This window comes from Pseudomonas sp. 2 (assembly GCF_056627435.1).
In genome coordinates this window covers 88,302-106,993 of the sequence record NZ_JBWXNG010000011.1, presented here as the reverse complement: position 1 = coordinate 106,993, position 18,692 = coordinate 88,302, and the positions used below count along the sequence as shown (strand labels likewise).

Here is an 18,692-nt window from a genome sequence, read left to right as displayed (position 1 = left end):
CCGAGGAGTTATCGCGTGAACACGGAAAATCATTCCCAGACGGCCGCTTTTCTTTGGTCGATTGCCGATCTGTTGCGCGGTGACTTCAAGCAGTCGCAGTACGGTCGCATCATCCTGCCGTTCACGCTTTTGCGCCGTATGGAGTGCGTGCTTGCACCCACCAAAGACGAGGTGGTCAAGCAGACCTTCGCGCAAGAAGGCCGTCCAGATACCGTGCGCGAAATGATTTTGCTGCGCGCTGCTGGGCAGCAGTTTTTTAACGCTTCGCCACTGACTCTTGGACGTCTGTCCGATACCCAGACCGCCGCCGATCTGATGAGTTACGTGCAGGCGTTCAGCAAAGATGCCCGCGAGATCTTCGAGCACTTTCACTTCGAGGATTTTGTTCAGCAGTTGCAGAGCGCCAATCTGCTGTATCAGGTGGTGCAGCGATTTGCCGCCACTGACTTGAGTCCTGAACGTATCAGCAACTTCGGCATGGGTATCATCTTCGAAGAGTTGATCCGCAAGTTTGCGGAGAGCTCCAATGAAACTGCCGGGGAACACTTCACCCCGCGCGATATCGTGCACCTCACGACCTCGCTGGTGATCACCGATCAGGACCACAAGCTCGCACCTAACAGCATCGTAACCATCTATGACCCGACTGCGGGGACCGGTGGCTTTTTGTCTGAGGGTGATGAGTACATCCAGTCCATCAGCGAAAAGGTCAGCGTCTCGCTGCACGGCCAGGAACTCAACCCCGAGTCCTATGCCATCTGCAAGGCGGACATGCTGATCAAAGGCCAGAAAGTCGAACGCATCAAGCTTGGCAATACTCTTTCCAACGACCAACTGGCCGGCCCCGAGTATCACTTCGATTTCATGCTCAGCAATCCGCCGTTTGGCGTGGAATGGAAGAAAGTGCAGAAGCAGATCACCGACGAGCACACGGTGAAGGGCTTCGACGGTCGTTTCGGCCCGGGCCTGCCGCGTGTGTCCGACGGCTCGCTGCTGTTCCTCCTGCATCTGGTCAGCAAGATGCGTGACCCACGCGACGGTGGCTCCCGCATCGGCATCATCCTTAACGGCTCGCCGCTGTTCACCGGTGGTGCCGGCTCGGGCGAGTCGGAGATCCGACGCTATCTGCTGCAAAACGACCTGGTTGAAGCCATCGTCGCGTTGCCGACGGATATGTTCTACAACACCGGTATTGCGACCTATGTGTGGATACTCAGCAACCACAAAGCTGCTGTGCGCCAGGGTAAGGTGCAGCTGATTGACGGTAGCGGGCATTCCGAAAAGATGCGCAAATCATTGGGCAGCAAGCGTCAGTACATTACCGAGGATCAAATCGAAGAGCTGGTGCGTCTATATGGCAGCTTTGAGCAGACCCCGCAGAGCAAAATTTTCCCCATTGATGCATTCGGCTACCGCCGTATCACGGTTGAACGTCCGTTGCGGCTGAACTTCCAGACCAGCGCCGAGCGTCTCGGGAAAGTGCTGGAAGAAAAAGCCCTGCAGAAACTCGACAGCGCCACGCAGCTACAGTTGATGGCTGCCTTGCAAGCGATGGATGCCAGTGTGCTGCACCGAAATCGCGAACAATTCAGCAATCTGCTGAAAAAAAGCCTTGCCGCACAGAGTCTTAGCCTGAGCGCACCGGAGCTCAAAGCCCTGCTCAATGCCCTGAGCGAGCGTGATCCCGAAGCGGATATCTGCATGATCAAAGGGCAGCCCGAAGCGGACACCGGCCTGCGCGATAACGAGAACGTGCCGCTGGGCGAGTCGGTGTATGACTACTTCCAGCGCGAAGTCATTCCCCATGTGGCGGATGCCTGGATTGATGAGAGCAAAACCGACGCTCAAGACGGCGAGGTCGGTATCGTTGGCTTCGAGATTCCGTTCAACCGGCACTTCTATGTTTTCCAGCCGCCGCGTCCGCTGGAAGCCATCGACCGTGACCTCAAAGCTTGCACCGACCGCATCAAGCAGATGATCGAGGCGCTGTCGGCATGAGCGAGCCAAACACACCCCGCAGTGCAACGGACGACCGCTTCGACGAAGTGCTCGCGCTGATTCACAGTGCCAGGCAGCAGGCCATGCAGGCGGTGAATACCCGGCTGATCGAGTTGTACTGGCAGGTCGGCGCTTATATCAGCGGCAAGCTGGAACAGGCTGAGTGGGGTGATGCCGTGGTCAGTCAGCTGGCCGAACATCTGGCCCGGACCCAACCTGGATTGCGCGGTTTCACCCGGTCGAATTTGTTCCGCATGCGGCAGTTCTACGAGACCTACCGCACCGAGGAAAATGTCGCACCACTGGTGCGACAATTGTCCTGGTCGCACAACCTGATCATCTTCAGCCAGAGCAAGCACCCGCAAGAGCGGGAGTTCTACCTGCGTATGGCGGTTCAGGAGAAATGGTCGAAGCGCGAGCTGGAGCGCCAGTTCAAGACGGCGCTGTTTGAGCGCAGCGTCACCCGGCCGGCAAAAGCCTCGGCAGTGCTGAAACAGACTCACCCCACCGCGTTGGAAGTGTTCCGCGATGCCTACATGGTCGAGTTTCTCGACCTGCCCGGCGGCCATGCCGAGGCCGATCTGCATCAAGGACTGTTGGCACGCCTCAAGGATTTCCTGATCGAGTTGGGCCGCGACTTCTGCTTTGTCGGCTCCGAATATCCGCTGCAGGTCGGCGGTCGCGACTTCGCCCTGGATCTGCTGTTCTTCCACCGTGGCCTCAACTGCCTGGTGGCCATCGAGCTCAAGGTTGGCCGCTTTGAGCCGGAATACTTGGGGAAGCTCGGCTTCTACCTGGAAGCGCTGGACCGTAACGAGCGCAAACCTCACGAAAACCCCGCCATCGGCGTGCTGCTCTGCGCCAGCAAGGACGACGAAGTGGTCGAGTACGCTCTTAATCGCAGCCTGTCGCCGGCGCTGATCGCCGAATACCAGACCCGCCTGCCGGATAAGCAATTGCTGCAGGCCAAGCTGCATGAGTTCTATGCGCTGAATGCCGCGCAAGGAGAGGCGCAATGAGCCAGTTCAAGCCGTACCCGGTGTACAAGGATTCCGGGGTGGAGTGGTTGGGAGAGGTGCCGGAGAGTTGGGCTGTACACCCACTCAAACGGGCAATTGAACGCATCGAGTCTGGCACTAGTGTCAATGCGGCTGATTTTCCGGCCGAACCGGGCTGCTTGGGCGTTCTAAAGACAAGTTGTGTATATACGGGAAAGTTTGACTGGACTGAAAACAAGACGGTTGATGATGACGACCTGAGTAGAGTCAGCTGCCCGCTGATAGAGAACACGCTTATTGTCAGTAGAATGAATACTCCGGATCTGGTGGGGGCTACAGGTCTGGTTACCGAAGCTCCAGAAGGGATATTCCTGCCAGACCGGCTTTGGCAAGTTTATTTCTTGGAAAGTCATTCTCCAGAATTCTTGTTCTACTTCACCAAGTCTCGGGAATATCGAGAGCAGGTAAAAATGGCCTGTTCTGGAACAAGTGCAAGCATGCAGAATCTTGGGCAAGATGATTTTCGGAGCTTGCTTTTCGCCGAGCCGCCAAAGCGCGAGCAAACCCTGATCGCCCACTTCCTCGATCACGAAACTGCCCGCATTGATGGGCTGATTGAAGAGCAGCAGCGCCTGATCGAACTGCTCAAGGAAAAGCGCCAGGCCGTGATCTCCAGCGCCGTTACCAAAGGTCTGGACTTCACGGTGCCGATGAAAGATTCGGGAGTCGAGTGGCTAGGCGCGGTACCGGCGCATTGGAAGCAGATTCGTATCAAGCACATATTGAACGCAATGATTGATGCTGAGCATAAAACTGCTGAGTACAGTGATGAGGGTGAATACCTGGTTTGTCGCACGACGAATGTTCGAAACGGCTCGCTTAGTCTTGAGGGGGCAAAATATGCCGACAGGAATACATATATTGGCTGGACTAGGAGAGGGGTGCCAGAGCCATTAGATATACTTTTTACAAGGGAGGCGCCGGCGGGTGAGGCATGTTTGGTGCCAGAAAACCTTGAAATATGCTTGGGCCAACGTATGGTTCTTTTTAAGCTAGATAAGACCAGGATTGATCCTGCATTTACTGTCCGCTCAATATATGCTGGACTGGCTTCAGACTTCGTTAAACAGTTGTCTCAAGGAAGTACCGTCAGTCATTTCAATATGGCGGATATCGGAAATATTCCGCTTTTTGAACCGCCGCTGTCTGAGCAGAAGGAGATTTCTGATTTCCTAGCCAAGCGCTGTGACTCTTATGACCGACTCATCAAGGAGGCAGAGTCTTCGGTGAGGCTGATCTCTGAGCGCCGCTCCGCCCTAATCTCCGCCGCCGTCACCGGCAAAATCGACGTACGCGGCTGGCAACCACCGGTCAGCGCACCACACCCCGAATTAGCAGAAGAGGTCGTGTAATGGCGGACAGCAAGGAAGCACAATTCCAGCAGGACATCATCGACGCGTTGTCTTCCCAAGGCTGGCTGGTCGGCACTGCCAGCGGCTACGACCGCAACACGGCGCTGTATACCGAAGACGTACTGGGCTACTTCAAAGATGCGTGGCCCGAGCGTTGGGACAAGTTCGCCAAGGCCAATCCGAACAACCCGGATGATCTACTCGTGCAAAAGCTGGTCCGCGAACTGGAGCAAAGCGGCACTCTGGATGTGCTGCGCCACGGCTTCAAAAATTTAGGCCAGCGGCTTGAACTGTGCAGCTTCCAGCCCGACCACGGCATGAACCCGGATACTCTGAAACGCTATCAATGCAACCGCTTGCGCGTGGTGCCGGAGGTGTCCTACTCGCCCCATGCGCGTGACGCAGGTGCCAGTGGACAAAGCTACAACCCACGTCTGGACCTGGTGCTGTTTGTCAACGGCATCCCCACTGCGACGCTGGAGCTGAAAAGCGAGTTCAAACAGTCGGTGGAGAACGCCAAGCGCCAGTACCGTTACGACCGCCCGGTCAAAGATCCGCTGACGCGCAAACCCGAGCCGCTACTGACCTTCAAACGCGGTGCCCTGGTGCACTTTGCTGTGGGCCAGAATGAAGTGGCGATGACCACCAAACTCGCGGGCAAGGACACTTTTTTCCTGCCGTTCAACCTGGGTAGCGAGGAGGGCGGCGCGGGTAATCCAATGCCTGCCGACGACAGCCAGTACGCCACCAGTTACCTGTGGCAACGCCTGTTCCGGCCAGATGCCTGGCTCAAGGTTCTGGGGCGTTTTCTGCATCTGGAGAAAAAGACCAGTGAAAGCTTCGACGGCACGCAGGTAACCAAAGAAGCGATGATCTTCCCGCGTTATCACCAGTGGGAGGTGGTTAACAAAATCATCGAGACTACCCACGTCGAAGGTCCAGGGAAACGCTATCTGATTCAGCACAGCGCCGGCTCTGGCAAGTCCAACTCTATCGCTTGGACTGCACACCAACTCGCTTCGATGTATAACGCGGACGGGCAGCGGCTTTTCAACTCGGTAATCGTCGTCACCGACCGCACGGTTCTCGACAGTCAGCTGCAGAACACCATTTACCAGTTCGAGCACGCCCAAGGCGTGGTCAAGCCGATCACCCGTGATATCGGCAACCAGAGCAAGTCCGAACAACTGGCCGAGGCGCTGGCTGAGCAGACGCGGATTATCATCGTCACCATCCAGACGTTTCCGGCGCTGTTTGATGCTCTGGACAAATACCCAAAGTTGGCCAGCGGACGCTACGCTGTAATTGCTGACGAAGCGCACTCGTCACAAACCGGCTCATCCGCCAGCAAGCTGAAGCAGATTCTCGGCTGTGACGCGCTGGACGCTGAGGAAGTCAGCGCTGAGGAGTTGTTGGACGCCGCCGTACAGGCGCGCCAACCGAACGAGCGCATCAGCTACTACGCCTTCACCGCAACACCCAAGGCCAAGACACTGGAGCTCTTCGGTCGCCCAGCCGACCCGACGCTGCCGGCAAGTTCCAGCAATAAGCCTGAACCCTTCCACCTCTACTCGATGCGCCAAGCTATCGAAGAGGGGTTCATCCTCGACGTACTGCGCAACTACACCACTTACAGCACTGCCTGGAAGATTGCTCACCCTGATGGTGCAGATGATGAAGTCGACAGCAAAAAGGCGCGCATCAAACTGGCTCGCTGGGTGCGTCTGCATCCCTACAACATCAGCCAAAAGGTCGAAGTGATCGTTGAGCATTTTCGCGCCAATATCTGCACGCTGTTGAACGGGCAGGCCAAGGCTATGGTCGTGACCAGCAGCCGCCAGGAAGCTGTTCGCTATCAGTTGGCTGTGAAGAATTATGTGCAGCAGATGGGCTACAACGATGTCCACCCGCTCGTGGCATTTTCTGGCAGCGTGTTGCCCGACGATGTTATCCCTGAAGAGGTGACGGAGAGTAGTAGCCTGCTGAATGCGGGTCTGAATGGCCGAGATCTGGCGGACGCTTTTGATACGCAGGACTTCAATGTGATGATCGCCGCCAACAAATACCAGACAGGCTTCGATCAACCCAAGTTGTGTGCCATGTACGTGGATAAAAAATTGCATGGCGTCGATTGCGTGCAAACCCTCTCACGGCTGAATCGCACTTTCGGTGATGGCAAGCAGACCTTCATCCTCGACTTTTTCAACGAGCCGCAGGACATTCTCGACGCATTTTTGCCCTACTACACAAAGGCAGAACTGCTCGATGTCACTGATCCGCAGATCATCTATGACTTGCAGAAGAAGTTAGATGCTGAGGGTATCTATCACTGGCAGGAGGTCGAGGCGTTCGCAATGGCGTTCTTTGATCCCAAAGCGGCGGCCAGTAAGCTCAGCTACTACTGCACGCCTGCGAAAGAGCGATTCGCCAAACGCTATGCGTTCTCGGTGGAGTCGCACCAGCAGGCAATGGATTTCAAGCGCATTGCTGAAGTCCATGGCGACAGCGTTGGCTTGAAAAAAGCCGAGCATGCGCTGAAGGAGGCTGGCGAGCAGGTTGATCAGCTCGACCTGTTCCGCAAGAACCTACAAAGCTTTGTACGCTTGTATGAGTTCCTCTCCCAGATCGTTCCCTATGAAGACCGCGAACTGGAACAGCTTTGTGTATACGCCAAGCACCTTCACCCCCTGCTACGAGTCGATCGCTTGCAGCAAGACGATGTCGACGTGGGAGAGTTGCAGCTGAGTCATTACCGGCTGAGTAAGCGTGCTGAGCACCAGTTGCGATTGGATGAGGAACGGGGTGAATACGGCCTCAAGCCGAGTAGTGACGTGGGCAGCGGAAAACCGCATGACCCTGAAAAGAAGTGGCTGTCCGAAATCATCGATGCGCTCAACGATATCTTCGGCGCCGAGGTCAGTGATGAAGACCAGTTGCAATTCTTGACGGGAATCGCCCAGCGCATCAGCCGCCAAGAGGATGTGATGGCTCAGGTGAACAACCATTCAGTGGATCAAGTGATGCACGGGCTGTTCCCGAAACGGGTACTGGATACAGTGCTCGATGCTATGACGGACCATGAGAAGCTCTCGCTGGAAGTGCTTGATAACGAGGCTAAAAGTCGGGCGTTCGCACTCATGATTCTGAAAATGTTGAAAACATCGGCTGCTTCAGATGATAGAAGCGAGCGCAGTGCCTGAAGCTGGCCGGTAAGGGTAGAGAGAAACGATGGCAATTCCAGACTTTCAAAGTGTGATGCGCCCGGTACTAAGCACCGTGGAAAACGGTGCTCCGCTGCCGCTTAATGAGTTGCGTGAGCGGGTCGCCGATCAGTTTCAGTTAACGGAGGACGAACGCAAGGAGCGCCTGCCGTCTGGCCAGCAGACTGTGATCAACAACCGAGTGGGCTGGGCTCGGACGTACCTCAACAAGGCTGGGCTCCTGACAATCCCTGCAAAGGGAATGGTGCAGATCACGCAGCGTGGTTTGGATGCGTTGGCTAATGGCCCAGAACGCATCACTGTGACGTGGTTGAAGCGGTTCCCCGAGTTCGCGGACTTCCATACGGCTAAGTCGCAATCGCCTGATTTACCCGTTGCACTGCGCGTTGACCTCGTCGAGACAACGCCGGACGAGCAGTTGGCTGAGGTTCATCAGGCGTTGGTGCAGTCTCTCGCGGATGAACTGTTGGCGCAGGTATTGGCGTCGAGCCCCCGATTCTTTGAGCAGCTGGTGGTCGATCTGATGATCGCCATGGGCTACGGCGGTTCTCGAAAAGAGGCAGGCAAGGCGACTCAGGCAACCAATGACGACGGCATCGACGGGATCATCAAAGAGGACAAACTCGGGCTCGACTTAATCTATCTCCAGGCCAAGCGCTGGACTAACACTGTGCATCGTCCGCACATCGATAACTTTATCGGCGCCCTGACTCGTCAACGTGCCCGGAAGGGAGTGTTTATCACCACGTCGGAGTTTTCCCAAGGAGCTCGCGCTGCAGTGCTCGGGCTGGATATCAAAGTGGTGCTGATTGATGGAGTAGAACTCGCGCGATTGATGGTTGAGAACAATCTGGGTGTGAGCGTCAAGCACATTTATGAGGTGAAGCAGTTGGACAGTGATTACTTTGCGCAAGAGTGATCCCGTTACGCTTGCCGACCGCGGCAAGCTGGTAGGGTGTCGGAGAGAACTGATTGCGCTGCACCTACCGAATCGCAGCCACAAAAAAAGACGCCCATGGACGTCTTTGTTTGATCATTTGGTGGGCCGGGGTAAGTTGAACTGGTTGGTTATCCCGTTGATAAATATAGTTAAAATTAAGTTAAAAGTATTCTTGGAATACCATTTGGAATACCTAGCGGCTGAAATTGAGCTTAGGACATCGAGCAGTGCGTGAGCGCTGCTCATATGTCTTACCAGTCACGCTTGGGATTTTTGATGCGGTCCTTTGCATCAGCTTTTTCAGCTTTGAGCTGCGCTTTCTTAATCAATCCTTCCAAGGTTTCTGAAATTGTTTTCCTTTGATTTCGAGCAAGGCGGTCAAGCTGCTGCTTCACTCGCACGTCGAGCGTAAAGCTATACGCCTTTCTCTCCGCTAAACCATCCCTGTACTGCTTCTGCCGCCACGCTGCTTTCATATTTTTGATAAGTAGCACCATGGAAGGGCTATATCGTCGCCCTCTGCTCCACTCCAGTATTAGCTCTCGTGGGTGGCCGAGTCTGAGCTGGCTATCGATAAACCCCTTTCCCCTCAGGTAATCGACTGCCCATCCAGCTTTCTTATCATCTAGAAGGCCAAGCCACGACCGCAACAGCTCCTCTAGCTCGGTACTTCCATCACTATCAGCCCGATTATCACGCATACAGGGTTACCTAAAGGTTAACCGCGGTAGGTTAGCGAGTTGTGTTGCTTGGTTGCAATACTTGTGTCATTACTTGGTAGCGTTACGGCGTAACTATTTTATTTTTTCTAACCTCTACATGGCGTTACGTTACTGCGTAGTGAAACATGTTTTCATGTGGCGTATGGTCATGGATTCTGGGAGGGTAGGCCTCCATTGTTGAGATATTTTGCATCCGGAGTAGACTGTTTTTTAGACATTTCTGGCATGAAAATCGTCATCTGTTTTTTAAAGAAAATCGCCTGATCCCCAATTAGTCGTCATCCTCTCCAAGCCGCAAGCAGCTCTGAACATGACTGAACGGTCCGCTGCTAGCTGTCGCCTTGTCCAGCTAGCAGTTCAGACCTACGCTTGGATTAGGTGTCGAGTTCGAGAGCATTTGCTCCAATGGGAGGGGGAAATTTCGCTGTGGTTGATAGTCCTTTCCGCTCGCCGGGCTGGGTCGGAGGCTCATAGTTTTTTTTTACCATTCCCGCAGATCTTCTGAGCCAATTACAGGAGACCGCTCATGAGGATCATTCGTCTGAAAGAAGTCATCGTTTCCACCGGCTTGGCCCGGTCGACAATCTACAAATACATAGCGGAAGGCAATTTTCCCAAACCGCTGTCACTAGGCGACCGCTGTGTCGGCTGGGTTGATAGGGAAGTGCACGATTGGATCTTGGCAAGGATCGAGGAGCGTGATCTGGGGGAGGAGGGGGCCGCGGTGCGTTCCACCAGCAGCCTGAGTATGGCCAGCTAAAACTACCACCTGCGCCATGACCGGCTAAGGCTGGTCATGGCATTTATGCTGCTTGGAAGGCCCAACGCTCTCAGCTAACTCTCCCAAGATTTGATTCGGTGTATATCTCGGCTGGCTAGGCAATGTCGCTCCCCGTTGCCTAGACAGCCTGAGATGGTCGCTGGGGCTTGGATCGGGATCTAAATATATAGGTATAGGCTATCAATACTGGATCAGTCGATAGGTTGAGATCTAATGGCAACATGAGCTCTATCACCCTGTCTATGGGGTAGGTCGGTGGTCAAAAAAAACACAACACGCACCTGGTATGCGAAACCATCAATCAGGTACACAACCATGACCGAACGAAACACCAATACCCCTCGATCTCAATCCGATATCGCTATCCGGATTGAGCGCCTCATCAACGCAATTCGGCATACAGATAGCCAAGCCTACCGAATCACGTACTCGAAGCATGGGGGTGAGCAGGTCAGAAAAACCAGGCTGTCAAAATACTTCGACGGAATCGAGCAGAAGGTCACGCTGTTCGAGGGGAATGTAGACTACCAGTACAGCTGGCAGTTGAGCATTTTTCAGCAAGCCTGCCAGGCCATTGGGATTGAGCTCAGTCCATGCGGCATTACCTGCTTGAATGGGGATAAAACGCGCTATCTGAGCATCAGCGAGACACTGAACGAGCTGACCAAGTGCATCCGTACTCTCCTCGCCCAGAAGAGATTCAAACGTCGGGAGCATGACCAGCGCTACCTATGCACTCAGCAGGAGGTCGAGATTGGCCGTTACGTGGATGCCGTGCTTGATCGTTACGCCCGTGCCTGCGTGATCAGAGTTGATCTGTATTATCGGGCAGAGGCCCAAGCGAGGTTGCGTGTGGAGCGCGTATTCGACGATCTGAGTCGGTTGATTGATGAGCGTGAGCGCAACCTGATTTTCGACCATGAAACAGGCTACATCTGCAGCGTCGAGCAGGGCGAGGATCGTGGCTACCATATCCATGCAGCCTTTTTCTTCAACGGTTCTAATGTGAGCGCTGACATCTACAGAGCGCAACAAATTGGTGAGTTGTGGGAGCGCATCACTCGTGGCCAGGGCAGTTACCACAACTGCAATCGTGAGAAAGAAAAGTACCGGGACCGGCAAGGAGTTGGGTTGATCCGTCGGCGTGATCTAAATGCACGGCGTAATGTGCATTACGTCATGCGCTACCTAGTCAAGAATGATCAGCACCTGAGGCTTAAACCAGTGGGGGCTCGCTGCTTACGAAAGGGAGTGGTGAAGAGAGACTTGCGGGGTGACGAATCGCTTCGCTCCCCCAGTGACCGTATTGATCATGCAGGTTGGGGCGGCAGTTCCAGATCGCGCTGGTGATCCGATGGGTTGCCAGCGATCCGGACGCCCGGCTGTGGCGCAATAGCCACAACCCGGGAGCACAGTTGAGTTACATGGGGCATGTGCTGATGGAAACCCTAGCGGTCTGGTGCGCGGTGCCCACATGAGCCTGGCCGGTGGACGTAGCGAACGTGAAGCCGCGCTAGCGATACTTAGCACGCTAGGGGCACCGTCGACGCAGTCTGGCTGCAGACAAGGCTTACTACGCGGTTGACTTCGTGGCCGCCTGTCGCGCCCTTGGGGTTATGCCTCATCTAGTCCAGAACACCGATGGCCGGAGCAGGTTATCGACTGCCGTATCACTCGTTATCCTGGCTATTGCCTGAGCCTGAAGATACCTGCCTGGATCGAAACCCACTTCTGCTGGCTCAAGGTGGCTGCCGGGAGGTGAGACACAGGGGGCTAGAGCGTGTCTCCGCGCTGTTCCAACTGGTCATGGCGGCAAGCAATCTGGTGCGTCTGTCGAAGTTGCTGGCTGCAGGTTCAGCTGCATGAATGCCTCAATTGGGAATATGCGTTCGGAATCTGTGAAAACTGGCGATTTCACCTGTTCACCGCTCTGGGCAAGGGCGCGTGACCGCTAGGACTGCGTTGTGGCGGCAGTCCTCGCGGTCATAACGCCAAATTTCAACAGGTTGCTAGGGGATCCAGCGCCAGTCTGGAGGTAATCGGAGGGATCTAGGTGAGTCCCGGTAGCTTTGAAATGGCGGGTTTGGCAATTCCGAGCTTCTGTACTGGGGATGCAAAGCTCGCGTGGTAGGTACTGACCTGATAATTTGCCGGGTTTGCAGTTCGCTGCGGCTCGCGACTTTCGGAGCTCTGGGCGCTCTACTAGGCCGCTGGCTGAGCAGGCGCGTCGCCCGAGTGTATTGCGGCCGTTGCCGACTGGATGGACAGAACAACACAGCGATGACCTGCAGTCATCGCGCATGAATTGAAGGAAGGGCGTAATGCCAACATTAAACTGGATCGGCAAGGAAGCTGTGGTGAAGCACCACAAGGATGTACCGTTCCGTCTGCTAGAGCCGGTGGCCGAGCTCTCCTGTGGTGACAATCACGGCAAGGACAGCGGCAACCTCATCGTGCAAGGCGACAACTTACATGCGCTTAAGGCCTTGCTGCCGCGCTATGCAGGGCAGGTGAAGTGCATCTATATCGACCCGCCTTACAATACCGGCAACGAGGGGTGGGTGTACAACGACAATGTAAACAGCCCTGAGATTCGAAAGTGGCTGGGCGAAGTGGTGGGTAAGGAAGGCGAGACGCTAGACCGCCATGACCGCTGGCTGTGCATGATGTATCCACGGTTGGTGCTACTTAGACAGTTTTTGCGTGAAGATGGGGCGATATTCGTATCCATCGACGATAACGAAGTGGCCACGCTGCGCTTGTTGATGGATGAAATATTTGAGGCTCGTAACTTCGTTGCAACCTTCATCTGGAAACGGCGTACTAGTCCAGATAGCCGAAACCTATCAGGAATTTCTAGCGACCATGAATGCGTTATGGTCTATCAGAAATCAGAAGGATTTCGAGTTGCTGGCCAGGCAAAGGATCTTGAGAAGTACTCGAATCCTGACAATGATGCACGTGGCGCTTGGATGAGTGACAACCTCACAGGTCTTGCCAATGCATCAGAGCGTCCAAATCTTCATTACGACATGGTTCATCCTGATACTGGTCAAGAGTATCCTCCACATCCCTCTCGTGGTTGGATATACGGACGTGAGCGGATGGACCAGCTTATTCGTGATGGTCGAATTCTTTGGCCAAAGAAGCCGAACGGTCGGCCACGACTGAAACGATTCGTTTCAGACATGAAATCCGATACAACTGGATTCTCGACCGTCCTTGAAGCTCCGGGCAACGTAGAGGCAACAAAGGAGCTTTCAGAGCTTCTGGGGCCGAAGGTTTTTGCTTTTCCAAAGCCATCGAAATTGATCCAGTTGATCATTTCTCAGGCAAGTGAAAAAGATTCGCTAATCCTCGATAGCTTCGCCGGATCCGGCACTACCGGCCACGCAGTGCTCAGGCAGAACTCCGAAGATGGGGGCAATCGCCGTTTCATTTTGGTGGAAATGGATGAACGAATCGCCCAGAGCGTGACCACTGAGCGAGTGCGCCGCGCAGCTCAGGGTTGGACCAGCTCCAAGGACAAGGCCGTTGACGGTCTGGGCGGAGGGTTCCAGTTCTGCCGTCTTACTCAGGAGCCGTTGTTCGACGCCTACGGCCAAATACGCGGCGACGTAAAATTTGGCCAGTTGGCCGAGTTCGTTTGGTTTGCCGAAACTGGCACTGGCTACACCGGGCAATCCGACTCGCCCCTTTTGGGCATGCACGATGGGCGCGCCATTTACCTGCTCTACAACGGCATTCTCAAGGACAAATCCGTGGCCGGTGGCAATGTGCTCACCGGCCCGGTGCTGGACGTGTTGCCGACATTCGCTGGACCGAAAGTGATCTACGCCGCCGCCAACCGTCTGGGTGCACGCGCCGCACGCGAGGGCATCACCTTCAAGCAAACCCCTTATGCGCTAGAGGTGTAACCCATGTCCGGATTCGCCCCCAAGATGTATCAACAGCAAGTGCTGGACAGCGTGGAGGCCTATTTCCAGGCCTGCCACGAGCAGCCTTCTCCCGCCGTCGCCTTCACCGTCACCACTGAGCGTCTGTGGGGCCGCGGCAACCCCTACCACCCGCTGTCCGGCTTCCCGTTAGACATGCCCTATTTTTGCTTGCGTGTGCCTACTGGTGGCGGCAAGACCTGGCTGGCGGCGAAAAGCGTGGCAGGGGTCAACACCCATCTGCTGCGTACTGAGCACAGCGTCATTTTGTGGCTGGTGCCCAGTAAGCCTATCCGTGAGCAGACCCTTAAGGCGCTGAAAGATCGTAACCATCCCTACCACACCGCGCTGCTCGAAGCTGGGCCTATCACAGTGCTGGATCTTGAGGAGGCCAAGAGCATCACCCGCGCGACGTTGGACACCTCAACGACGGTGATTGTCGCCACGCGGCAGGCGTTCCAGGTGGAGGAGGAGGAGTGTCGCAAGGTGTACCAGAGCAGCGGCACGCTGATGCATCACTTCGACAACCTCTCCCCCAGCCAGCGCGATGAACTGCTGACCGATGGTGAAGGCAGTGAGCGCACCACTCCCTATTCTCTAGCCAATTTACTGCGCCTGCGTCGCCCGTTTGTGATTGTCGATGAGGCGCACAATAGCCGCACCGAACTGGCCTTTGACATGCTGGCGCGTTTCCGCCCCAGCGGCGTGATGGAGTTGACTGCCACGCCCGACCTGGAGCGCACCCCCAGCAATGTGCTGCACAGCGTGTCGGCCGCCGAGTTGAAGGCGGAAGAAATGATCAAACTGCCGGTGGTGCTGGAGACCGAGCCGAACTGGCAACAGTGTCTTGCCGATGCTATTGGTCGGCGCGACGCGCTGCACAAACTGGCCGACGAAGAACGTCGAGCCGGTGCGCCATATCTGCGGCCGCTGGTGTTGATTCAGTCCGAGCCGCGCCGGGCTGGTGTAGAAACGTTGGATTTCGATAAGGTGCGCAAGGAGCTGATTACTAATCACGGCATCCCGGCCGATGAGATCGTCGTCGCTACCGGAGAGGAAAAGGGCCTGGAGCAGCTCGACGCTGACTACAAGCTGGGCATTGCCGACCCGGTTTGCCCTGTGAAGTTCGTCATCACCCAGAAGGCGCTGGCCGAGGGCTGGGACTGCCCATTTGCCTACATATTGGTGAGCATGGCCTCGTTGTCTTCTGCAACTGCTGTGGAGCAGTTACTCGGTCGCGTGTTGCGCCAACCCGATGCCAGCCATCGCCATGCCACGCCACTGAACCAGTCCTATGCCTTTGTGGTGTCACGTAGTTTTGCCGAGACGGCGGGTGCGTTGCGTGACCGGCTGGTGGCCGGTGCTGGCTTTGAGCGACGTGATGTCAGCGAGTTTGTCATCGCCGCGAAGGCCGAGCAGGCGCGGCTGGATCTCGAGGGCACGCGTGCGGTCTATACGCCGGTTGCCGTTATCTTGACGGAAAGGCCTGACCTGAAGAGCGTGCCCAAACTGGTGCGTGACAAGGTGAGTTGGGATGGTAAGCGCAACACACTGACAATCAGCACGCCACTGACTGAGGATGAGGCGGAAGAGCTCAAGGCTTCGGTTAGTTCGGATGCAGCAGCGGTAGCGATTGTGCAGGCTGCCGAGACCAGCCGTACCACTGCGATTGAGTTCTTCCAGACTCCAGCTGAGTTGGGAGAGCGTTTGCGCGTTCCGCAACTGGCAATGCGCGTGCAGGGTGAATTGCAACTGTTCGATGATCCGGAGGTGCTGGAGTATCCCTGGGATGTGTCGATCTACGACGCAGCACCGGCAACCGATGACCTTGCTACGTTGGGTGCCGCTCTGAAAGTGTCCGAGGGCGGCGAGATTGACATTGATGGTAGCGGGAAACTGGTTTCACGCTTTCTGCCCGATCTGCAGCGTGATTTAGGGCTGGTCTATCAGCCGGAGAACTGGGATGAGCTACGCCTGGCTACCTGGCTATGCCGCAACCTACCTGAGCCGACGCTAACCCATGCCAGTAAGCAGGCCTTTGTAGCGGCGTGGCTGACTGATTTGCTGCGCCGGGATGGCTTCACGCTGGCCCGCGTTAACCTGCAGAAATTCCTGATCCGCAATCTGATCGAGACGCGCATTAGGGCGCTGCGTAAGCAGGCCGTGAACATGGCCTATCAGCAGGCGCTGTTTTCCGATGATGTGGCGTCGCGCGTAACGGTGGGCGATCAGTATGCTTTCGAGTTCCACGTACACGGTTATGCGCCAAGCCGCGATTACGATGGGCGCTTTGGCCACTTCGATTTTCGTAAGCACTTCTATGGCCGCATTGGTGACTTCGATAGTAAAGAGGAGTTTCTTTGCGCTTGCGAGCTTGATAAATGGGCGCAACAGGGGCGCATCCAGTTCTGGGTGCGAAACCTCGTGCGCCGTGAAGGCAGTTCGTTCTTCCTCCAGAAGGCTGATGGTCGTTTTTATCCAGATTTTCTCTGCCAGCTCCCCAATGGAGCGGTGTTGGCCGTTGAGTACAAAGGTGCCGATCGCTGGAGCGCCCATGAGGATGATCGTTTGATTGGCGGCCTGTGGGCACGGCTTTCCGAGGGGCGTTGCCGGTTCGTGATGATCACCGACAAGCGCTGGGAAGGGATTGAGGAGATTTTGCAGTGAGTGCAAGCAAAAAAGGCCAGATTGACAGCGCCAAGATCGTGATCGGCGAAGTGTTTTCCCGCTTTTGGTTCCGTATTCCGGACTACCAGCGGGCTTACGTCTGGGGCAAGGATGAGATATCGGAGCTAATTGACGATGTGAACTATGCCAGTGAGCACAGTCAGGACGGCCAGTATTTCCTGGGTTCGATGGTGCTGCGCAAGGCTACGCGCACCACCGACGGGGTAAGCTTTGAGGAGTACGAGCTGTTGGATGGTCAGCAACGGCTGACCACCTTGATGCTGATGTTGGCCTGCATCCGTGACCGGGTCACGGATGATAAGCTCAAGGGGGCCTGCCGCGAGATGTTGTTTCAGGAGGAAAACAAATGGAAGAAGATTCCTGGCCGTAACCGGATCGTTTATGACATCCGTGACAACGTGGGCAACTTCATCGAGCGCCATGTCAAGGCTGACAACGGCTCGTGCAGTGCGGATCTGACTGGCATTGCCGCCAGCAAGAATTTGTCCCTGGCCAATATGGCGGCGGGCATGCAGACAATTCATGCCGGTTTTGATGACAGCAGTCGCTTCCCTACGGAAGGCGATTTCGACCGTTTTGTTGGCTATCTGCTGAACAATGCCCTGTTCATCTATGTGGCCACCGAAGACCTGGATGATGCCTTCCGACTGTTCACTATCCTTAACGACCGGGGCATTCCACTCTCCAACAGTGACATTCTCAAGGCAAAAAACCTTGGGGCTGTCAGCAAGGAAAGTGAGCGCAGCAAGTGGGCCGAATACTGGGAAGAAGTCGAAGGCGAGATGGGCCGCGACGAGTTCGACCGCTTCCTCTCGCTGGTGCGCACCATCTATGTGAAGGACAAAGCACGGGAAGGCCTGCTTAAGGAGTTTGACGAGCGCATCTACGGCGCCAAGCCGCCGCTGCTGGCGCTGGGTAGTGAGAGCTTTGAGGCCGTGAAGGCCTACAAGGATGCTTTCAATGAGGCGATTCAGCTCGATGGCCTGCCAGCCGGTCTGGGTAATGCTTATCGGAACCGCATCAATGTGATGCGTCGAGGCCTGCCAGCCACTGACTGGATCCCACCAGTGCTCGCCTGGTATCGCAAGTTCAAGGCAGAGAAGTTGCTCGAATTGATCGAGCGCATCGACAACAAGTTCTCTGCCGATTGGATTGTGCAGCTCACACCCACCCAGCGCATCAGCAACATGAATGAAGTGCTCAAGGTGATCGAAGCGGCCAAGACTCCGGCTGAAGTGCTCGCCAGCAAAGCCTTCGACTTCGACCGCAAACAGTTGCAGGACTTGCTAGACGGCGCCATCTACGGTCGGCGCTTCGCTCGATATGTTCTGCTGCGCCTGGAGTACCTGCTGGGCAGCCATGCTGCGCCGTTGAACCTGCCGGATGATATTAGTGTGGAGCATATCTTGCCGCAGAATCCGGGCGGCGAGAGCCAGTGGGTCAAGGACTTCAATGAGGATCAGCGCGAGATATGGCTGCACCGCCTAGGCAACCTGATGCTGCTCTCGCGGCGCAAGAACACGTCCCTAGGAAATCTGGACTTTGCGAGCAAGCGGGTTCGCTACTTTGAGGATCGGGTAGAAAGCTTGCCAAACTCGCAGCGGTTGTTGGCAATGGGGAACTTTACGCTGTCAGACTTGGAGGCCCGTCACAAAGACCTGCTGCAGCGTCTGACAACTTCCTACGGATCGCGTGCCTGACCACTCAAGAAAGGCCCGTTAAGCAAAAAAAAATGCTCACCAGTATGAGCAGCCATAAGGCTGCTCATACTGGTCTATGCCCGCTTGGCGGGGATCTACGCTATGGATCAGAGCTGCGCCGCCGAGACGTGCTGCGCAGCTCTGATCCAGTTGAGTAGCCAGCCAAAAAAGCTCACTATCAGGGCGAAGACCAGCAGCACCGGCCAGAAACGCAGCGCGAGAACTAGCAACGCGACCGCGACTGCGCAACTGGCTAGGCTGCCAGCAGCATGAACAGCAAGATAAGGAAGCGGAGCA

General features: G+C 55.7%; 11 protein-coding genes and 1 pseudogene. 11 read left to right on the top strand and 1 reads right to left on the bottom strand.

Annotation, left to right across the window (positions count from 1 at the left end):
• Positions 1-15 precede the first annotated feature (15 nt).
• From AC1MEK_RS18840 to AC1MEK_RS18820, 5 genes are read left to right on the top strand one after another with little or no spacing between them, the layout of a single operon-like run.
• The gene (locus tag AC1MEK_RS18840; protein ID WP_480397780.1) at positions 16-1,998 is read left to right on the top strand and encodes a type I restriction-modification system subunit M; all 1,983 of its coding nucleotides are present in this window, start codon (positions 16-18) and stop codon (positions 1,996-1,998) included.
• Positions 1,995-3,017: a PDDEXK nuclease domain-containing protein gene (locus AC1MEK_RS18835; protein ID WP_480397779.1), complete on the top strand. Its 1,023-nt coding sequence runs from the start codon at positions 1,995-1,997 to the stop codon at positions 3,015-3,017. Before AC1MEK_RS18840 ends, AC1MEK_RS18835 begins: the two co-directional genes overlap by 4 nt.
• Positions 3,014-4,408 (top strand): restriction endonuclease subunit S, encoded by a 1,395-nt coding sequence (locus AC1MEK_RS18830; protein ID WP_480397778.1) that lies wholly within the window; start codon positions 3,014-3,016, stop codon positions 4,406-4,408. The genes AC1MEK_RS18835 and AC1MEK_RS18830 overlap by 4 nt, the downstream gene beginning before the upstream one ends.
• Positions 4,408-7,608: a type I restriction endonuclease subunit R gene (locus AC1MEK_RS18825; protein ID WP_480397777.1), complete on the top strand. Its 3,201-nt coding sequence runs from the start codon at positions 4,408-4,410 to the stop codon at positions 7,606-7,608. The genes AC1MEK_RS18830 and AC1MEK_RS18825 overlap by 1 nt, the downstream gene beginning before the upstream one ends.
• Before the next feature lie 28 nt (positions 7,609-7,636).
• Positions 7,637-8,548 carry a restriction endonuclease gene (locus AC1MEK_RS18820; RefSeq protein WP_480397776.1) on the top strand — a complete coding sequence of 304 codons (912 nt, stop codon included), beginning with the start codon at positions 7,637-7,639 and terminating at the stop codon, positions 8,546-8,548.
• Between the two features lie 272 nt (positions 8,549-8,820).
• Here the strand turns inward: AC1MEK_RS18820 and AC1MEK_RS18815 are convergent, their stop codons facing one another.
• Positions 8,821-9,270 (bottom strand): hypothetical protein, encoded by a 450-nt coding sequence (locus tag AC1MEK_RS18815; protein WP_480397775.1) that lies wholly within the window; start codon positions 9,268-9,270, stop codon positions 8,821-8,823.
• 547 nt (positions 9,271-9,817) lie between these two features.
• Between AC1MEK_RS18815 and AC1MEK_RS18810 the strand changes: the two genes are divergently transcribed.
• The 6 genes and pseudogenes from AC1MEK_RS18810 to AC1MEK_RS18785 all read left to right on the top strand — a co-directional run bounded on the left by AC1MEK_RS18810 (position 9,818) and on the right by AC1MEK_RS18785 (position 18,395).
• Positions 9,818-10,051 (top strand): helix-turn-helix transcriptional regulator, encoded by a 234-nt coding sequence (locus AC1MEK_RS18810; RefSeq protein WP_480397774.1) that lies wholly within the window; start codon positions 9,818-9,820, stop codon positions 10,049-10,051.
• A gap of 336 nt (positions 10,052-10,387) precedes the next feature.
• Entirely contained in the window at positions 10,388-11,422 is a 1,035-nt protein-coding gene (locus AC1MEK_RS18805; protein WP_480397773.1) for a YagK/YfjJ domain-containing protein, read from the top strand.
• Between the two features lie 14 nt (positions 11,423-11,436).
• A pseudogene (locus AC1MEK_RS18800) lies at positions 11,437-11,938 on the top strand (transposase); the annotation flags it as partial.
• 455 nt (positions 11,939-12,393) lie between these two features.
• The gene (locus AC1MEK_RS18795; protein WP_480397772.1) at positions 12,394-13,989 is read left to right on the top strand and encodes a site-specific DNA-methyltransferase; all 1,596 of its coding nucleotides are present in this window, start codon (positions 12,394-12,396) and stop codon (positions 13,987-13,989) included.
• Between the two features lie 3 nt (positions 13,990-13,992).
• Entirely contained in the window at positions 13,993-16,674 is a 2,682-nt protein-coding gene (locus tag AC1MEK_RS18790; protein ID WP_480397771.1) for a DEAD/DEAH box helicase, read from the top strand.
• Positions 16,671-18,395: a DUF262 domain-containing protein gene (locus AC1MEK_RS18785; protein WP_480397770.1), complete on the top strand. Its 1,725-nt coding sequence runs from the start codon at positions 16,671-16,673 to the stop codon at positions 18,393-18,395. Before AC1MEK_RS18790 ends, AC1MEK_RS18785 begins: the two co-directional genes overlap by 4 nt.
• The last annotated feature ends 297 nt before the right edge of the window (positions 18,396-18,692 follow it).

Excerpts from the sequence above, each read along its gene's own strand:
- AC1MEK_RS18835 (WP_480397779.1), top strand. The coding sequence starts at position 1,995 with ATGAGCGAGCCAAACACACCCCGCAGTGCAACGGACGACCGCTTCGAC.
- AC1MEK_RS18830 (WP_480397778.1), top strand. The coding sequence starts at position 3,014 with ATGAGCCAGTTCAAGCCGTACCCGGTGTACAAGGATTCCGGGGTGGAG.
- AC1MEK_RS18825 (WP_480397777.1), top strand. The coding sequence starts at position 4,408 with ATGGCGGACAGCAAGGAAGCACAATTCCAGCAGGACATCATCGACGCG.
- AC1MEK_RS18820 (WP_480397776.1), top strand. The coding sequence starts at position 7,637 with ATGGCAATTCCAGACTTTCAAAGTGTGATGCGCCCGGTACTAAGCACC.
- AC1MEK_RS18815 (WP_480397775.1), bottom strand. The coding sequence starts at position 9,270 with ATGCGTGATAATCGGGCTGATAGTGATGGAAGTACCGAGCTAGAGGAG.
- AC1MEK_RS18810 (WP_480397774.1), top strand. The coding sequence starts at position 9,818 with ATGAGGATCATTCGTCTGAAAGAAGTCATCGTTTCCACCGGCTTGGCC.
- AC1MEK_RS18805 (WP_480397773.1), top strand. The coding sequence starts at position 10,388 with ATGACCGAACGAAACACCAATACCCCTCGATCTCAATCCGATATCGCT.
- AC1MEK_RS18795 (WP_480397772.1), top strand. The coding sequence starts at position 12,394 with ATGCCAACATTAAACTGGATCGGCAAGGAAGCTGTGGTGAAGCACCAC.
- AC1MEK_RS18790 (WP_480397771.1), top strand. The coding sequence starts at position 13,993 with ATGTCCGGATTCGCCCCCAAGATGTATCAACAGCAAGTGCTGGACAGC.